Source organism: Methanobacterium alkalithermotolerans, from assembly GCF_018141185.1.
In the GTDB taxonomy this organism is placed as follows: domain Archaea; phylum Methanobacteriota; class Methanobacteria; order Methanobacteriales; family Methanobacteriaceae; genus Methanobacterium_F; species Methanobacterium_F alkalithermotolerans.
Genome location: NZ_CP058560.1, coordinates 1,551,536 through 1,567,259, shown reverse-complemented (window position 1 = coordinate 1,567,259; position 15,724 = coordinate 1,551,536). Strand labels below are relative to the sequence as shown.

Below are 15,724 nucleotides of genomic sequence, written 5' to 3'. Positions count from 1 at the left end.
GAGTATCATGAAAGTTTTATGTTCCAGTGAAGAGTCCCTATATCGGCCAGAAGCAGTAAGGTGGAGACAACGAATGAAGTTGCTTAAGCCACTTGGTGATGCTCTAGTAATCCTTCCCTGCAGTATGAGAAAGCCCTATTCCCGTTCAAAATCCCATCAAATATTCATGCAGGCCTCTCGCCGAATACAGGAAGTTATTTTAACCTCCCCCTTTGGCATATGTCCTCGAGAAATGGAGAACACCTTCCCCATACAGTCTTATGATGTAACAACTACAGGAGATTGGTCTTTTGAGGAAATAAATGTGGTTGGAAAATTATTGAAAGAATATGTTCAGGAAAAAAAAGTGATAGCCCATGTAGCCGGGGGTTACCAGGAAGTATGTGAAGAATATCTGGAAGATGTTATTTACACCTGTGAAGATGGAAGACCCCTTTCTCCTTCATCTATGGGTAATCTAAAAAATGAAGTTAAACATTTTAAAAGAATAAAACCTCGCGAAAAATTAATAGAAGGATTTAAATCCATTGCCCTTTATCAATTTGGAGAAGGTGGTGATGCACTTATACCTGATGATGTCCATGCCCGGGGGCGTTTTAATAAAAGAATATTCTACAATAATGAGCAGCTGGCCACTTTACTAATGGATAATGGATTGTTCTCTCTTAACCTGGCTGGAGGTCAGCTTCTAGCAGAAAAAGGCATAAAATGTGTTGAAGTAGATTTTGAACTTAAAACAAACACTCTTTTTGCCCCGGGAGTAATAAATGCAGATAAAAATATAATTCCACGGGATGAAGTAGTTATTGTTAGAAATGGTGAACTGGTGGGAGTTGGAAAATCAATTTTAAGTGGTGAAGAAATGGTAAGGGCTTCTAAAGGAGTGGCTGTCCGTATTCGGCATCGGATCAAATAATACTTTGCAAAACTTTAAATAGACCAATACAGACAATATTCAATCACTTAACTAATAGACATTGAAAAAAAATATTGTTAAATTTTTAATTCAGGTGGTATAATCCATCAAATGGGCTAAATTATACCGGCCCATAATTACAATTTCGAGGTAATTAATTATGTCAGAAGAACTAGTTGAAAAAGTCAAGGAAGCTTTAACCAAGGTAGCAGACCCCCACATGGGAATAAGTATCGTGGAAATGGGGCTAGTTGAAAGCATAGATATCGACAAAAAAGATCAAACTATTGCTAAAATTGTTATCAGGCCAACCAATCCGGGTTGCATGAGCGCAGCTCGTATGGCTATGGATGCCCGGAACATGTCTGAAAAAGTAGAAGGCATTGATAAAGCCGAAGTTACTGTTGCCGGACATATGATGGCCGATGCCATAACAGAAATGGTTAATAAATAGGTGCATTTAATGCTATCCTGGAACATGGCCGCTGTTGTCGGTGTTCCAGGTGTTGGAAAAACATCCCTGTGCCATGTTGCTGCCCGGGAAATAGGATGTGAGCATTTAAATTATGGAGAAATAATGCTTGAAATTGCCCGGGCAAAAAATATAGCCCACAGCCAAAAAGAAATGTTTGCCCAGGATCTGGATGTGCAGTACCATATCTGGAAAGCTGCAGCTAATGAAATTAGTAAGCACCAAAATATCCTGGTAGATTTGCATGGCCTGGATCAATCTCCAGAGGGTTATATAATTTCTATGCCTCTGGAAATCATTTCACCGGACCTTATTGTAATACTGGACTCATCTCCAGAAAAGATATTAAATCGCCGGCAAGATGATAAATCCAAAGAAAGAATTAAAGATGATTTTAAAAGTTTAATCGCCCATCAAAAGATGCTTAAGATGAGCATGGTTATCTGTTCTGTCTTTTCCGGAAGTTTAGTTTATCACTTAGAAAATAATGACTTTGAAACATCAAAAAAAGATCTGATAGATTTATTATCCTGATATCTTTAATTTGAATTCTAGAAAATATGTTATTTTATAACTGGATTGATGGTTATCTCATTTTTTTTAGAATTATTCTCCGGTTCCTTGAAAATATTATAAATAATCGTAAAGGATATATATGAGAAAAACTAAAAGTTGGAATTACCCCTTTTTATTCTGAAATAATCAGGTTAAATTTAGATAAGGTTTTATTAAACATTAATTTGGCCATATATGTGGGGCCCGTGGCTCAGGTGGTAGAGCGCACGGCTGATAACCGTGAGGCCCTGGGTTCGAATCCCAGCGGGCCCACTTTTTCTTATTTTTTAAATATGGTATTAAAAATTATTAAAAAAAATTTATCAAGTAAATTTTACCCTGAATAATAAAATTATCTTTATTTGGCAAATATCTGCCGGAATTCTTCCAATTTTTTCATGGCTTTTTTTGAAATTACCGTCTTTCTGGCTATTTTTGTACCTTCCTCCAGAGAGTTAGACTTGCCTGCTAAAAATATTATAGCCCCTGCATTAGCCAAAACTAGTTCTAGCCTGGCTTTTTTCTTAAGAGAATCCTCTTCACCAGCAAGAACTGATAAAAATATATTTAAATTATCTTCAATGGTTTCAGGAGATTTTATTAATTCTGGTTGTGATTTTTCCACCCCAAAGTCTTCTGGATTTAATTTTTGAATAGATATCTCACCATTTTCCACCAGAGCCACCAGAGTAGGGCCAATATTGGATATTTCATCCATAGCCGGATTTCCATTGGAATCATAGCCATGTACCACCATGGCTTTTTCAATTCCCATATTATTTAATACCCGGGCTATTAAATCCACATAATAGGGATCAAAGACACCTATAAGTTGTATGGGAGCCTTAGCAGGAGAAGTAAGAGGTCCCAACAAATTAAAAACAGTTCGTATACCCAATTCGTTTCTTACCGGCATTACATTCCAGGTGGCAGGATGAAAATTAGGGGCGAACATGAAGCCTATCCCCAGCTTTTCCATAGATTCTAAAACTTCCTTAGAAGATAACTCAATTTTAATACCTGCTGCTTCCAGTATATCTGCTCCACCACAGGAACTGGTAACAGCACGATTACCATGTTTGGCTACAGGAACACCGGCAGCTGCAGCAATAATAGCCGCAGCAGTACTGACATTGAATGTTTTAAATTTGTCTCCTCCCGTCCCACAGGTGTCCACCACTTTTAAATGAGAAAAGTTGACAGATTTGCATGCTCTTCGCATAGATTTAGCAAAACCAGTTATTTCATCCTCTTTTTCTCCTTTAAGAGTAAGTAAAGACAAAATAGACGCCATTTGAATGGGGGTGGCCTCACCAGAAATCATGGCTTCCATGCACATGAAAGCTTCTTTTTTTGTAAGATCATTTCCAGAAGCTAATTTTCGAATGAACTTTTGCAAATCAGTCACTTCCCTGAGTAGCTTCATTCATTTTGCTGATGTCTTTTTTTATTTCTGGTAGCATTACTCCCGGTTTATCCAGATTTTTTGAAATAATTTCAATAATAGCACTGCCTACAATGGCTCCTTGTGCACCTGCCTGGATTACATCTTTTACATGGGATGGTTTAGAAATACCAAATCCCACCATTACCGGTAAATCACTACTATTTCTTATTCTTTTAATTAACTCAACTGTACTGTTTTGGACTTTTTTTCTGGCCCCGGTGACTCCCATTACTGAAACCAGATAAATAAATCCTGAAGCTATCTGGCAAATTTTATCCAGACGATTTTTTTGTGTGGTGGGGGCTACCAAAAATATCTGATTAATATTGTATTTTTTTGCTGCCTGGAGTGCTTCTTCAGCTTCTTCGGGAGGTAAGTCCGCAGATAATATGCTGGTTACTCCACATTTTTTGGCTTCCTTATAAAATTCATCAACTCCTTTTTTATAAATTAGATTATAATATACCAAAAGCCCAATAGGGATAGAAGTAAATTCCCTGATTCTTTTAATAAATTCAAAGGATTTTTGAGTATTCATACCCGAAGCTAATGCTCTTAAATCTGATTCTTGAATGGTGGGACCATCCGCTACCGGATCACTAAATGCAAATCCAATTTCCAGGGCATCTGCACCACTTTCCAGGAGTGTTTTCACTATATCAAGAGATGTTTCAAAGTCAGGATCTCCTGCAACAATAAAAGGTACAAATGCTCCTTTTTTGTTCTTTTTTAAGCGTTTGAACATTTCATCATAAGTTTCTAGTTTTTCAGAGGAGTTAATTTCTTCAGGAGGCTGTTTTTCTTTTTTAAGATTCATACTTCCACCCCTAAAATGCTTGCTGCAAGAAACATATCCTTATCCCCTCTTCCAGAAAGATTGACCACTATAGTTTTCCCTTTATTTTCAGGTTTCTGGGCATATTTTTCCATATAGGCAATGGCATGTGCACTCTCCAGGGCAGGCATTATCCCCTCATAGCGGGATAGTAGTTGAAATCCACGGAGTGCTTCGGAGTCCGTTACATTAACATATCTTGCCCGGCGCCGGGTATGCAGGTAAGCATGTTCCGGGCCTACTCCAGGATAATCTAAACCAGCTGAAACAGAATGCGCTTCACAAATTTGTCCATCTTTATCTTGAAGTACATAGGATAGTGATCCATGAAGAACACCTTCACTACCTGCACAAAGGGTTGCACCATGATTTCCACTCTCAATCCCGTGCCCTCCTCCTTCCACACCAATCAATTCCACTTCCGAGTCTGGAATAAATTCTGAAAAAATACCTATGGCATTGCTTCCTCCTCCCACACAGGCTATTATCGCGTCGGGAAGTTTTTTTTCTTTTTCTAAAATCTGATTTTTAGTTTCTTGTCCGATTACTCTCTGGAAATGTTTTACCATGGTGGGGTAAGGATGGAAACCCATGGTAGATCCTATTAAATAATGTGTATCCTGCACATTTGTCATCCAATCTCTCATAGATTGATTTATAGCATCTTTTAAGGTTTTAGATCCCGTTTCAACCGGAATTACTTTTGCCCCAGATATTTCCATCCGGAATACATTTAATCTCTGCCTTTCAACATCTTCCATGCCCATATAAACATCAGTAGGCATTCCAAAAAGAGAACCTACAGCAGCCGTGGCAATTCCATGTTGTCCCGCTCCAGTTTCTGCAATTAAACGTTTTTTACCCATATATTTAGCCAGCAATCCCTGCCCCAGAGTATTGTTTATTTTATGGGCTCCGGTATGTAGCATGTCCTCTCTTTTTAAATATATCCTGCATCCCAGTTTCTCAGACAGGTTTTTAGCAAGATATAGATTGGTGGGTCGGCCTGCAAATTCTTTTAAATAAAATTCTAATTCCTGATTGAATTTTTTATTATTCCTATATTTTAAGAAAGCACTTTCTAATTCTTCCAAAGCAGGGATAAGAAGTTCAGGGGCGAAAATACCGCCATATTTACCAAATTTTCCACTTTCAATCAATTAAATCACCTTTAATAAAATTCATGAATATTTTATCTTTTTTTACCGTTTCTATGGCATTTTTAATTTTAATGTGGTTTTTTTTGCCAGGAAAATCCTCCAGACCGGAATTAAAATCAACAAAGTCAAATGATTCTTTAATTAATAGCCCCTCTTTTTTAATACGTGATGCAGTTAATCCTCCCGCCAGATATATTTCCAGGTGGGGATTAAAAGATCTTGAAATTTTTGCTGCTTTAATAGCTGTTTTTAAAGAAACTTCCCTACCAGTGCCACCTGTTTTTCCCTGGTGCTGGTAATCAAATAAAATTCCCTGACATAATTCAGCAAATGACCTTATTTCTTTAATTTTTTCCAGTGATAATCCGTCTTGAGATATGCCTATTGCCCGAACGATGTGGTATTCCTTCTCATATTCATCAGCAAATAGACTTTGAATAAGTTCATTTATCTCCCCTGGCAAAAGGGAGTGCAGCTGAATATTTCTCAAATTAGAATTTAGTATATCATTTAAAGCTTCTTCCACATTATCTGGTTCTAAAACCAGCACTCCTTTATTATTATCTGTCAGGATGCGGGAAAGTGATTTAATTGTTTCTATATCAATATATCGGACTGATCTTTTTACATGAATGAAACCTATAAGATCGGATCCGTAGTTTTCTGCAGCTTTTAAATCTTCTTTAGAAGTTATACCACATATTTTAATCTTTAAATTAGTATCACCTTTTTTTAGAGTTAAATTTTTATTCAAGTCCTCTTTAAATAAGCTGCATTCTTTTTTAAGTTTATTTATATCAATCGGGGAGGAATTAATCACTATTTAACCCTCCGCTAGTTGAGGTACTTTTCAAAGGGCCACTTTTAAAAAATCTTTTTCTGGATCTTTCTGCTGCAAATCTCATTTTCTTGATGGTAAGCTCTATGTTAGAAGATTGCATAATAGTGGTACCAATAAGCAGGGCGTCTGCACCATATCGGCATAATTCTTCCACATCCTCTGTATTTTTAACCCCGCTTTCAGACACCATGATTTTATCAGGAGGTATCAAAGGATAAAGGGATTTGGTGCGTTTAAAATCAATGGAGAAATCTTTAAAGCTCCGGTTATTAATTCCTATTATCTTCGCATCTGCATCTAAGGCATTATAAACATCGATAGAATTTTTACATTCTACCAGGGGTTCCATGCCCATTTCCCGGCAAGTTTTTATTCCATCAGGAATATGGGGATAAACATCACTCATTAAAAGTACTGAACTGGCTCCATATGCTCGAGCTTCATAGATTTGATAATCATCTAAAATGAAATCCTTTCTCATAATTGGCAAGGAACTTAAGCTAGAAGCCTTTTTAATATAATCAAGTTTGCCTTTAAAAAAGGATTCTTCAGTTAGTATAGAAATAGCACTAACTCCCCCTACCTCAAAGGATTTTATAGTATCTTCCAGACTCCGGGAAGAAATGTGCCCCTGGGAAGGGGAAGCTGGTTTATATTCAACTATTAATGGGAATCGGTCCGTTTTTTGAAGTGCTTTTTTAAAATTAATAGGATCAGGTGAATCTTTTATCTGCCTTTTAATGGCGGATAATGGCACTTTTAATTTAGTTTTTTGCAGGTTTTTCTGGCAGGTCTGTAGGATAAAATTGAAATCTATTTTATTCCCTTTAGCAGTATTGCAATAATCAGAGTTCATGATTCCACCTTAAGAAAATTTTCAATTAATTTCATGCCCTCCGGAGTTCCAATAGATTCCGGGTGAAATTGTAAACCATAAATTGGATGAATATTATGTTTTAAGGCCATTATGATTCCTTCATCTGTTTTGGCAGTTATTTCCAGGCATTCGGGTATGGTTTCTGGATCACAGCTTAGTGAATGATAACGTGCCACCAGGAGATAATTTTTCAATCCCTGAAAGATTCCCTGATTATTATGATTTATCTGAGTTTGTTTTCCATGCACCGGTTCCTGGTGAATTATTTTTCCTCCGAATGTAGAAAATATTCCTTGATGTCCTAAGCAGACCCCCATAATTGGTATTTCTGGGCCAAATTTTTTGATTATTGCTTTACATTCTCCAAAATCCCTCTTATTTTCTGGATTTCCCGGGCCAGGTGAAATAATTATGTGGTTAATTTCTTCTTTTTTATGTAAATCCTGAATCTGAAAAGGGTTCTTTTCATTATTTTTAATGACCATTATTTTAGAATTAGTTTTAGAAAAATTATTTAAGGGATTATTTACAATTTCGCCCACCATTTGATAGAGATTGTAGGTAAACGAGTCATAGTTGTCGATAATTAGTATCATGATAATGCACCTGAAATTTTTAAAGAATCTAAGAGTGCTTTGGCCTTATTTTCACATTCAAAAAATTCTTTCTCAGGCACTGAATCATGTACAATACCTGCTCCAGATTGTATTTTGCCCTGATGACCATCACAGATTAAAGACCGTATAGTGATGGCAAAATTTGCATTTCCATTCAAGGAAAAATATCCAATTGCACCAGCATATGCATCTCGAGGGATTTTTTCCATTTCTTCTATTATTTCCATGGCCCTTATTTTGGGTGCACCAGATACCGTCCCTGCAGGGAAAATAGATGTAAAAGCATCCACTGCATTCTTAGTAGGGCTCAAATTTCCTTTGACATGGGACAAAATGTGTTGAACATGGGAAAATTTTTTAATAGCCATATATTCTGGGATTTTTACACTTCCAAATTCTGAAACTTTCCCTACATCGTTCCGGGCCAGGTCTACCAGCATCATGTGTTCTGCTCTTTCTTTTTCATCATCCAGTAGATTCTTAGCCAGTTTTTCATCATCTAATTTATTTTTTCCCCGGGGGCGGGTCCCCGCAATGGGATATGTTTCTACCTGTCGGTTTTCCACTCTTACTAACATTTCCGGACTGGAACCTATTATTTCCTTTTCTCCCAGCTTAAAATGGTACATATAAGGAGAAGGGTTTATTTTTCTAAGGGCATTATAAAAATCCAGTTTATTACCAGTTATTTTATATTTTTGAGCATTTGATAGAACTCCCTGAAAGATTTCACCATCTTTTATTCTATTTTTAACCTCTAAAACCATTTTTTCGTATTGGTTTTTAGAGAAAAATTTTCCCTTATCTGAAAAAGACATGGCAGGAAGAGAAGAATAATCCTCTTTCATAATACTCTTGATTTCTTCTAATCGGGATTCCCCCCTGGTGAGGTAACGACATCTTTGGGAGAGCTTATCAAAAATTATTCCATCCAAAAATAATCCAAATTCGAATTCAGGGTATTTGCCCCTATTCAGGTCAAGTGGAGTGAAATATTTAGCTGCCTGGTACGAAACATAGCCCACCAAACCTCCACAAAACCCTTTTTTTCCGTTAGTATTATTCAAAATAGATTTTATTTCATCAAAAGGATTTTTAGTATAAATTTCCTCAGTGGTGCCATCTTTTTCTATTTCTAAAACATTATCATTGACCTTTAAATTCATTATCGGGTCAAATCCCAGAAAAGAGTACCGGGAAAGGCCGGTATCACTTTCCATTGATTCCAGTAAAAAGGTATCAGGATAGTTAAAATATAATTTTTGAAACAAGTCAAAAGGATTATCATAATCCAGTGCAGCTGTACTTAATGGCTTTAAATTTATATCGCCAAAAATATTCACTCCTTATCATAATTTTCACCTTTAATTTTTTAATTTAGTTTGAAATTCCAGATCTTCCTCCAAGACCCTGCTCATTCTATACTTTAAAGTACTATAAATAGCTTTGTTGTATATTTATGTACATTTATACTCAAGTTTATATAATAGTGCAATTAATAGATTAAAGGAGATGTTATGTGGAAAAAAATTAGCCATAAATTCGAGAAATATCCTGCTCGTATGAATGTAGCCCGAAAAATAGTAGATTTAGGCTTGAGAGTGGATAAGACAGGAAAAATATATTGTAAAGATGTTTTAATAAGTGATGTAGCACTTTCCCGATCGGTTGGTGTGGACAGGCGCACTATTAAATCAACGGTTGATGTTATTCTAAAAGATCAACAATTATCTGAAATATTTGAAAACATTCTTCCGGCAGGTGCTTTATTAAAAAATGTGGCGCGCAGCCTTGATTTTGGGATTGTTGAAATTGAAGCAGAAGCAGGAAATCCCGGAATTCTATCCCAGGCCAGTGGCCTTATATCCGCAGAGGGGATTAGTATTCGCCAGGCACATGCTGGAGATCCAGAATTAGAAGAAAATCCCCGATTAACTATAATTACTGAAAAACCAATACCCGGGAAATTGTTAAGTAAATTTTTAGAAATCAGTAATGTAAAAAGAGTTTCCATCTATTGAGATAATAAATAAAATTTAATTTTTAATAATTTAATGCCAGGAAATAACCCTGAAACTATAATCTGGACTTTTTAGAGATCTATAAAAAAAATAAAATAAAATAATTTGTTTCAACAAAAATAGGAGCTATTGAGTTGACTGGTATTTGTCTTCTTCGTCCAAAGCCTTTAAAAGTTCATCCCATGCTTCTAAAGATTCTTTGGCAGCTTGATCACTCATAACTTCAATGGCATATCCAGAATGGACTAAAACATATCGTCCTTCTTCTACGTTTTCTACTAAATCCAGTTTTACTTGCTGTCTAACTCCGCCAAAATCCACAACAGCAATTTTATCATCATCATTGATTTCAATTATTTGAGCAGGTGCCGCAATGCACATTTAAATATCTCTCCAATTTTTATAAAACAATTTTAAAGAATATGAAGACCTGAGAAGTCCCTAATCTTTAAATTTTAAAATTCACATACAATCTGTAACACGTTTATTACATGTAGTTCAAAAATTTAAGATAAGTTAATATAATTTTTAGTAAAGAAACTTACATATAAAGATATGTAAGAAGAGGATTCTAAAAAGTAGTATTAAATTATTAAATATGGGGAAAATTGCAGGTTATAAAAATGAAAATGGTAATTATTGGTGGTGGGCCCGCCGGAAGAGCAGCAGCTTTAGAATTAGCCAGATTGGAAAATGAAGTAATTCTTATAGAAAAATCCGATCTAGGAGGAACCTGCCTTAATAAAGGATGTATGGTTGTTTGTGGGCTAAATGATGTAGCCCGGTTCCTGAATGATGCAGCTAACTTTCAAAACCAGGAAGTCCTAAAATTAAACTATAAATTTTCATATAAAAACATGGCCCATGGAATAAAAACCACTTTAAGTAAAATAAGGCATATTACAGAGAAAGAAACTCTGGAAGCAGGTGTTAAAATTATTTATGCTCCTGCTTATTTTCAAAAAGGGCTGCTGTATGTTGAGGGAGAACCTATAGAATATGATAAATTAATAATAGCCACCGGGGGCCGGCCATTTATACCACCTATAGACGGTGCTGAAAATGCCATAACTTATCAGGATATACTGAATCTGGAGGAAGTTCCTGAAAAATTATTAATAGTGGGAAGTGGAATAATTGCTACTGAATTTGCATCCATATTCTCTTCTATGGGTTCAGAAGTACATATTCTATGTAGAAATAACTTTTTAAGTAATTTAGATCAAGAAGTTAAAGAATATGTGGTTAAAAACCTCTTAAAAGACATAAAAATCCATGAAAAAGTAGATACTACTAAAATAACCAGGTCGGGTGCCCTTACTTCCCGGGGACAAATGGAAGGATTGGTTCTTTTGGCCACTGGAATTGTTCCTAACTCCCAATTAGTTTCAGATTTAGTAATAACTGGAAAAAGAGGAGAAATAGTTGTAAACGAAAGGATGGAAACCAGTGCTCCAGGAATATATGCCGCTGGTGATGTAATAGGAGGGATGGGAACTACGCCGGTAGCCCGCATGGAAGGAATTGTAGCCGCCCATAATGCAGCCGGTATTGAAAAAAAAGCTAATTATGAGCACTTACCATATGCTATTTCCCTGGATTATGATGTCGCTTTTTTAAGTTCCGGAAAAAAGTCCTCCCTTGATGGAGAAAATTATTCCCAGATGGTTGAAGGTAAAATACCTGGTTCTGCAGGTCCTGGATCATTCTGGAGAGTCTTATCAAGTAACACAGGATTTACAAAAACCATGGTGGATATTGAAACCGGCTCAATCCAGGAATTATCCTCCATTGCCCCTGGTGCCCGTTATAATATGGCCTATCTATCCCTTTTAATGAGAATTCACCGTAAAACTTATGATTTTGATCATTTTGTGGAAACTCATCCTTCCACAGATTCCATTTATAAATTAATGCGCTTTTTTGCCAAATATTAAGGATTGTGGAATAAAATCTAAAATTGAAGATAAAATTTTAAAAGTTTAAAGATGTGAAACCTTTTTTTTTAGAGGACTTATGAAAGGGTTCCGGACTCCGGTGAAAATCAGTTTAAAGAAAAGATAGCCAGATGATAAAAAGAATTTATAAGGTATGGGGATTTACTTATTTTCTTCTTCCTTTTTTAGCCTCCTCCATAACAATATCCGCAATTTTATCTGCTGAATGGAGAACATCGTCCCCATATTTCTGGGCCTGTTTTTTCATGGCCCCTATATGAGATAGGGCTTCTTTTAAGGTATCCTGCAAATTTTCCAGTGACGATTCCATTAGTGCCCCGGGAAAGATACGGGACATATTATGATATCTACCATACTTGACTCCATTTAAAGCCACTATAGGTACTTTGCAAGCTATGGCTTCGTGAATCATTACCCCATCATCAGATAGCACCGCCACATCGGCTAAATTTAGTAAATCATTCACCCAGTCCACATAGCCCAGATAAATTATATTGGTATTTTGGAATAAATTTAAGAATTCCTCTTTCAGGGGATGGCCCACCACCAGGATATTAGCATCAATTTCACCTAGAGAAATATTTTTTGCAGCCTGGGCCATCATTTCAAATAAAGAAGACCCTGAGGAAAAAATAATTGTGTTTTTTGTAGGGTCAAAAGATTCCGGCATTTTTTTTAGTGCTTCTTCTTTGTTTCCCGCTATTATATCAGGATTTACAGGACCATAACATTTATATAAATTTTCAGGAAGGGAATCTTGTGAAAATATGTTTGATTCTGGAAGGATTATGCTGGCATTAAGCCGGGTGCATACCCTGGTATCAGTAGGAGTATTAAGTACACCCACCCCCGGTACCCGGGCTATTTTAGCAGAAATGCACCCAATTATAGCTCCCCCACCAATTACTCCCACTACAACATCCGCTTTAGATTTTCTAATGACTTTAACTGCCTCCATGGCCGCGATTGAAGTTTTAAGACCAGCTTTGGTCAATTTAAGTTTGGTGGCTGCATGTCCTCCTGCTTGAGGTATGCGGATTTTGTGCCATTTGATACCATTTTTTTCCAGTAGTATGCCCGGTGCACTACGATCTAATACAAATTCACACTTTACTCCTTTTTTGGTTAATGCTTTTGAAATATTAAGGGCCGTGACTGCATCGCCTCCCATTCCACGACCAGTGACCATGAGTAATGCTTTCATTAAAACACCTCTTTATAGGAACTTTATTCGGGTTAATCATTTAATTATATGCCGTTATTCTGAGGATAACTGAAAATATATTTACCGTTTTGGTGAAAATATTCCCCTTATCAGATATAAATGATTTTAATTAATTAGCCCACATTTAACTAAAGTATTATATTAATTAAGAAGATATTAATTTAATATGAAATTCAGTCCATTTGAATCTAAAAGGCCAGATATGAACAGAATCAAAGAAATTGTTAGCGTTCTGGCAAAATACCAGTTTGGAAATGTTCTGGACGATTTAGGGCTGAGAAATAAGTTATTTTTTACTTTGAATCTGCATTTAAGGGATCCTGAAGAAGAGTTTGATAGTAGTGTTCCCGAAAGGGTCCGTCTGGTTATGGAAGAGTTAGGAACCAGTTTTGTCAAGTTAGGGCAGGTTTTAAGTACCCGTCCTGATCTGGTTGGTAAGGATATTGCAGAAGAACTATCTAAATTGCAGGACGAAGCTACTCCTTTTGATTTTACTGAAGTAAAAAGAGTGGTGGAACAGGAATTAAATAATCCATTTGAAGAAACATTTATAGAATTTAAAGAAGTACCTGTTGCTTCTGCATCAATTGGTCAGGTTCATGAAGCCATACTAAAAAATGGTGAAAGAGTCGCGGTAAAAGTTCAGCGCCCGGGAATAGTGGATCAAATTAATAAGGACATAATTATCATGCGCTATCTGGCTGGAATGGTTGATCAACGCATGCCCAGCCTTAAATATTATAACCTTCCGGGAATAGTGGATGAATTTGAAAGGGCTATAAAAAAAGAACTTGATTACAATCAGGAAGCAAATAATGCTGAAAGGTTCCGGGCTTCTTTTGAGGATGATGAAACAGTTTATGCTCCGGCGATTTATCGGGAGTTTTCCACCCTCCGGGTTCTTACCATGGAATATGTGGAGGGGGTCAAACTAACCGAAATTATTGATTCTGAAATAAAATTCAATGCCCGGACCATAGCAGAAAGAGGAGCAGAATGTTATTTCAAGCAAATATTTATAAATGGTTTTTTCCATGCCGATCCCCATCCCGGAAATATACTGGTTCAAAATGGTAATGTGCTTTGTTTTATAGATTTTGGTATGATGGGCAACCTTGATCAGGATTTCAGAGATAACCTGGCAGAACTTTTTGTTTTTATGGTAAACTATGATGTCAAAGGAATGATAAACCAGTTGCAGTACATGAATATGATATCAGATAGCACAGATATAGAATCACTCAAATATGATCTTATGGATTTGCTGGATCGTTACTATGGGGCAGATATGAATCAGGTGGGGGAACTGATGAGTGAATTCAGTATGCCTACCCTGCTTATTAAACATAAAATTAGAGTTCCCCGGGACTTTATTTTGCTGGGAAGAGTGATGAGTATGGCAGAAGACCTGGGGCAAAGATTGGATCCTAATTTTAATGGTCTGCACATAGCCAAAAAAATGGTCAAAAGGCTTATTAAAGATCGTTTAAATCCTTTACGCCGTTTAGATAACACCACCAGTGCCCTTATTAATCTGGAACATATTTATCGTGATTTGCCCCAGAGTATAACTCGCAGTTTAATGAGGCTGGAAAAGGGTAATTTTAAAATGGAACTGGAACACAAAGACCTGGATAAGTTTACTGAAACCCTGGAAAGAATTACCAACCGTATATCAATGGCTTTGCTCATCTCATCCCTGATAATTGGATCTTCTTTAGTTATTATGCCTAATGAAGCTTTAATACTCCAAAATTTTCCATATTTAGGAATAGTAGGGTTTTTAGTTAGTTTTTTAATTGCACTGGCCCTGATTATATCCATAATTAGAATGAGAAAAATATAAAAATTAAAAATTATTCCCGGGCAAATGGATTATATAATAGTCTCCTGAAACCTAATTTTATTAAAAATCGATTTTTAATGATTATTTGTTTATTCTTAAGTACTATTTTTCTAATTAAATCCACCATACCTCCACCGGTGAGTACATCCATAAAATAATCCCCCCCGGTGGGATTTTTAATTGAAAGTTTCTTTTCCAGGAATATATGGAGATTTTTGCGACGTAGAAATGCTATCCAAATAACATTAACCAGAAACATTATTGTTAATCCACTTAAACCACCTAATAAGAAAAAAGACAGTCCCAGTACAATGGCCATAGAATGGTTTCCCACTTCACCCAGCATAACTTTACCTTTATAATCTAAAGGAGCATATCCCACACACACCGCCAGCAAGAGGGAAGGAACAAGTAAAAAAGTGGTGTTGCCCTGGAAGATCATTAAAAATATTACCAATAAGGACATTGCAATTATACTACTACATGCAGATCCCGGCTGCATATCTGCAATATTCATGGGTTGAATCATTAAAGCCACAAGTATAGCTGCTATTCCCAGATAGGGATAACCTATAATCACAACCAGTATCATACCCATCCCCCGGAAAATCTGACCCCATTCTACCGGGATTCTGGATGATTTTTTTCTGCCTAAAACATCGTCTAAAAAGGCCAAAATACCCATTACTGCCACTAAGTCTTTAAAAGGGTATGGTAAAAATAATAGTAAAGTTATAAATGGTGCTAAACCAACTGCTCGAGGAGTTCCTCCCCGCACCATCACATATAAATTTCCAGCCCGGTTTTTTTCTCCCAGTTTAGTCAATATCAAAGCCAGAATAATACTTAGTGATGTTGATAAAATTAATGCTCCTATAATCGCGTTATACATTTTATTTAACCTGTAATTAATTATAGTCCGGCCTTTAAAAAATTTTCAGGACATGATTAGTA

At 36.3% G+C, this 15,724-nt stretch carries 16 protein-coding genes and 1 tRNA gene; 7 read left to right on the top strand and 10 right to left on the bottom strand.

Features of this window, described 5'->3' with window-relative positions; all coding sequences use genetic code 11:
• The first annotated feature begins 7 nt into the window (after positions 1 to 7).
• The 4 genes from HYG87_RS07700 (at position 8) to HYG87_RS07685 (ending at position 2,216) form a co-directional block, all read left to right on the top strand.
• Complete coding sequence (locus HYG87_RS07700; protein ID WP_211532607.1) at positions 8 to 916, top strand: DUF5591 domain-containing protein; 909 nt, start codon at positions 8 to 10, stop codon at positions 914 to 916.
• Positions 917 to 1,076: 160 nt separating this feature from the next.
• Positions 1,077 to 1,370 carry a metal-sulfur cluster assembly factor gene (locus tag HYG87_RS07695; protein WP_211532606.1) on the top strand — a complete coding sequence of 98 codons (294 nt, stop codon included), beginning with the start codon at positions 1,077 to 1,079 and terminating at the stop codon, positions 1,368 to 1,370.
• A 9-nt stretch (positions 1,371 to 1,379) separates the two neighbouring features.
• Positions 1,380 to 1,922 (top strand): AAA family ATPase, encoded by a 543-nt coding sequence (locus HYG87_RS07690; RefSeq protein WP_211532605.1) that lies wholly within the window; start codon positions 1,380 to 1,382, stop codon positions 1,920 to 1,922.
• Between the two features lie 221 nt (positions 1,923 to 2,143).
• A tRNA-Ile gene (locus tag HYG87_RS07685) sits at positions 2,144 to 2,216 on the top strand.
• Positions 2,217 to 2,301: 85 nt separating this feature from the next.
• Here HYG87_RS07685 and trpD read toward each other — a convergent pair.
• The 7 genes from trpD to trpE are packed head-to-tail and all read right to left on the bottom strand — an operon-like array spanning position 2,302 to position 9,063.
• Complete coding sequence (trpD, locus tag HYG87_RS07680) at positions 2,302 to 3,369, bottom strand: anthranilate phosphoribosyltransferase (RefSeq protein ID WP_211532604.1); 1,068 nt, start codon at positions 3,367 to 3,369, stop codon at positions 2,302 to 2,304.
• A complete protein-coding gene (gene trpA / locus HYG87_RS07675; RefSeq protein ID WP_211532603.1) occupies positions 3,344 to 4,207 on the bottom strand; it encodes a tryptophan synthase subunit alpha in 864 nt (287 codons plus the stop codon). The genes trpD and trpA overlap by 26 nt, the downstream gene beginning before the upstream one ends.
• Positions 4,204 to 5,385: a tryptophan synthase subunit beta gene (trpB, locus tag HYG87_RS07670; RefSeq protein ID WP_211532602.1), complete on the bottom strand. Its 1,182-nt coding sequence runs from the start codon at positions 5,383 to 5,385 to the stop codon at positions 4,204 to 4,206. Before trpB ends, trpA begins: the two co-directional genes overlap by 4 nt.
• Positions 5,378 to 6,205 carry a phosphoribosylanthranilate isomerase gene (locus tag HYG87_RS07665; protein ID WP_249164830.1) on the bottom strand — a complete coding sequence of 276 codons (828 nt, stop codon included), beginning with the start codon at positions 6,203 to 6,205 and terminating at the stop codon, positions 5,378 to 5,380. The genes trpB and HYG87_RS07665 overlap by 8 nt, the downstream gene beginning before the upstream one ends.
• Positions 6,198 to 7,082 carry an indole-3-glycerol phosphate synthase TrpC gene (locus HYG87_RS07660; RefSeq protein ID WP_211532601.1) on the bottom strand — a complete coding sequence of 295 codons (885 nt, stop codon included), beginning with the start codon at positions 7,080 to 7,082 and terminating at the stop codon, positions 6,198 to 6,200. Before HYG87_RS07660 ends, HYG87_RS07665 begins: the two co-directional genes overlap by 8 nt.
• Positions 7,079 to 7,699, bottom strand: coding sequence for an anthranilate synthase component II (locus tag HYG87_RS07655; protein ID WP_211532600.1), 621 nt, complete (start codon positions 7,697 to 7,699; stop codon positions 7,079 to 7,081). Before HYG87_RS07655 ends, HYG87_RS07660 begins: the two co-directional genes overlap by 4 nt.
• Positions 7,696 to 9,063, bottom strand: coding sequence for an anthranilate synthase component I (trpE, locus tag HYG87_RS07650; RefSeq protein ID WP_211532599.1), 1,368 nt, complete (start codon positions 9,061 to 9,063; stop codon positions 7,696 to 7,698). Before trpE ends, HYG87_RS07655 begins: the two co-directional genes overlap by 4 nt.
• 174 nt (positions 9,064 to 9,237) lie before the next feature.
• Between trpE and HYG87_RS07645 the strand changes: the two genes are divergently transcribed.
• Positions 9,238 to 9,741, top strand: a complete 504-nt coding sequence (locus HYG87_RS07645) for an amino acid-binding protein (protein WP_211532598.1) — start codon at positions 9,238 to 9,240, stop codon at positions 9,739 to 9,741.
• Between the two features lie 126 nt (positions 9,742 to 9,867).
• On the opposite strand, the gene HYG87_RS07640 is transcribed toward HYG87_RS07645, so the two are convergent.
• Positions 9,868 to 10,122: a HypC/HybG/HupF family hydrogenase formation chaperone gene (locus HYG87_RS07640; protein ID WP_211532597.1), complete on the bottom strand. Its 255-nt coding sequence runs from the start codon at positions 10,120 to 10,122 to the stop codon at positions 9,868 to 9,870.
• A 242-nt stretch (positions 10,123 to 10,364) separates the two neighbouring features.
• On the opposite strand from HYG87_RS07640, the gene HYG87_RS07635 reads away from it, so the two are divergent.
• Positions 10,365 to 11,678 carry an FAD-dependent oxidoreductase gene (locus HYG87_RS07635; protein ID WP_211532596.1) on the top strand — a complete coding sequence of 438 codons (1,314 nt, stop codon included), beginning with the start codon at positions 10,365 to 10,367 and terminating at the stop codon, positions 11,676 to 11,678.
• Positions 11,679 to 11,844: 166 nt separating this feature from the next.
• Here the strand turns inward: HYG87_RS07635 and HYG87_RS07630 are convergent, their stop codons facing one another.
• Positions 11,845 to 12,903, bottom strand: a complete 1,059-nt coding sequence (locus HYG87_RS07630; protein WP_211532595.1) for a glycosyltransferase — start codon at positions 12,901 to 12,903, stop codon at positions 11,845 to 11,847.
• A 187-nt stretch (positions 12,904 to 13,090) separates the two neighbouring features.
• On the opposite strand from HYG87_RS07630, the gene HYG87_RS07625 reads away from it, so the two are divergent.
• Positions 13,091 to 14,770: an ABC1 kinase family protein gene (locus HYG87_RS07625; RefSeq protein WP_211532594.1), complete on the top strand. Its 1,680-nt coding sequence runs from the start codon at positions 13,091 to 13,093 to the stop codon at positions 14,768 to 14,770.
• A gap of 10 nt (positions 14,771 to 14,780) precedes the next feature.
• Here HYG87_RS07625 and HYG87_RS07620 read toward each other — a convergent pair whose 3' ends face one another.
• On the bottom strand, positions 14,781 to 15,662 hold the full coding sequence (locus HYG87_RS07620) for a cell wall biosynthesis protein (protein WP_211532593.1): 882 nt from the start codon (positions 15,660 to 15,662) through the stop codon (positions 14,781 to 14,783).
• Between the last annotated feature and the right edge of the window lie 62 nt (positions 15,663 to 15,724).

Coding starts and splice junctions, on each gene's coding strand:
- HYG87_RS07640 (WP_211532597.1), bottom strand. CDS start 10,122: ATGTGCATTGCGGCACCTGCTCAAATAATTGAAATCAATGATGATGAT.
- HYG87_RS07690 (WP_211532605.1), top strand. CDS start 1,380: ATGCTATCCTGGAACATGGCCGCTGTTGTCGGTGTTCCAGGTGTTGGA.
- trpD (WP_211532604.1), bottom strand. CDS start 3,369: ATGAAGCTACTCAGGGAAGTGACTGATTTGCAAAAGTTCATTCGAAAA.
- HYG87_RS07655 (WP_211532600.1), bottom strand. CDS start 7,699: ATGATACTAATTATCGACAACTATGACTCGTTTACCTACAATCTCTAT.
- HYG87_RS07630 (WP_211532595.1), bottom strand. CDS start 12,903: ATGAAAGCATTACTCATGGTCACTGGTCGTGGAATGGGAGGCGATGCA.
- HYG87_RS07625 (WP_211532594.1), top strand. CDS start 13,091: ATGAAATTCAGTCCATTTGAATCTAAAAGGCCAGATATGAACAGAATC.
- trpA (WP_211532603.1), bottom strand. CDS start 4,207: ATGAATCTTAAAAAAGAAAAACAGCCTCCTGAAGAAATTAACTCCTCT.
- HYG87_RS07635 (WP_211532596.1), top strand. CDS start 10,365: ATGAAAATGGTAATTATTGGTGGTGGGCCCGCCGGAAGAGCAGCAGCT.
- HYG87_RS07695 (WP_211532606.1), top strand. CDS start 1,077: ATGTCAGAAGAACTAGTTGAAAAAGTCAAGGAAGCTTTAACCAAGGTA.
- HYG87_RS07660 (WP_211532601.1), bottom strand. CDS start 7,082: ATGAACTCTGATTATTGCAATACTGCTAAAGGGAATAAAATAGATTTC.
- HYG87_RS07620 (WP_211532593.1), bottom strand. CDS start 15,662: ATGTATAACGCGATTATAGGAGCATTAATTTTATCAACATCACTAAGT.
- HYG87_RS07700 (WP_211532607.1), top strand. CDS start 8: ATGAAAGTTTTATGTTCCAGTGAAGAGTCCCTATATCGGCCAGAAGCA.
- HYG87_RS07645 (WP_211532598.1), top strand. CDS start 9,238: ATGTGGAAAAAAATTAGCCATAAATTCGAGAAATATCCTGCTCGTATG.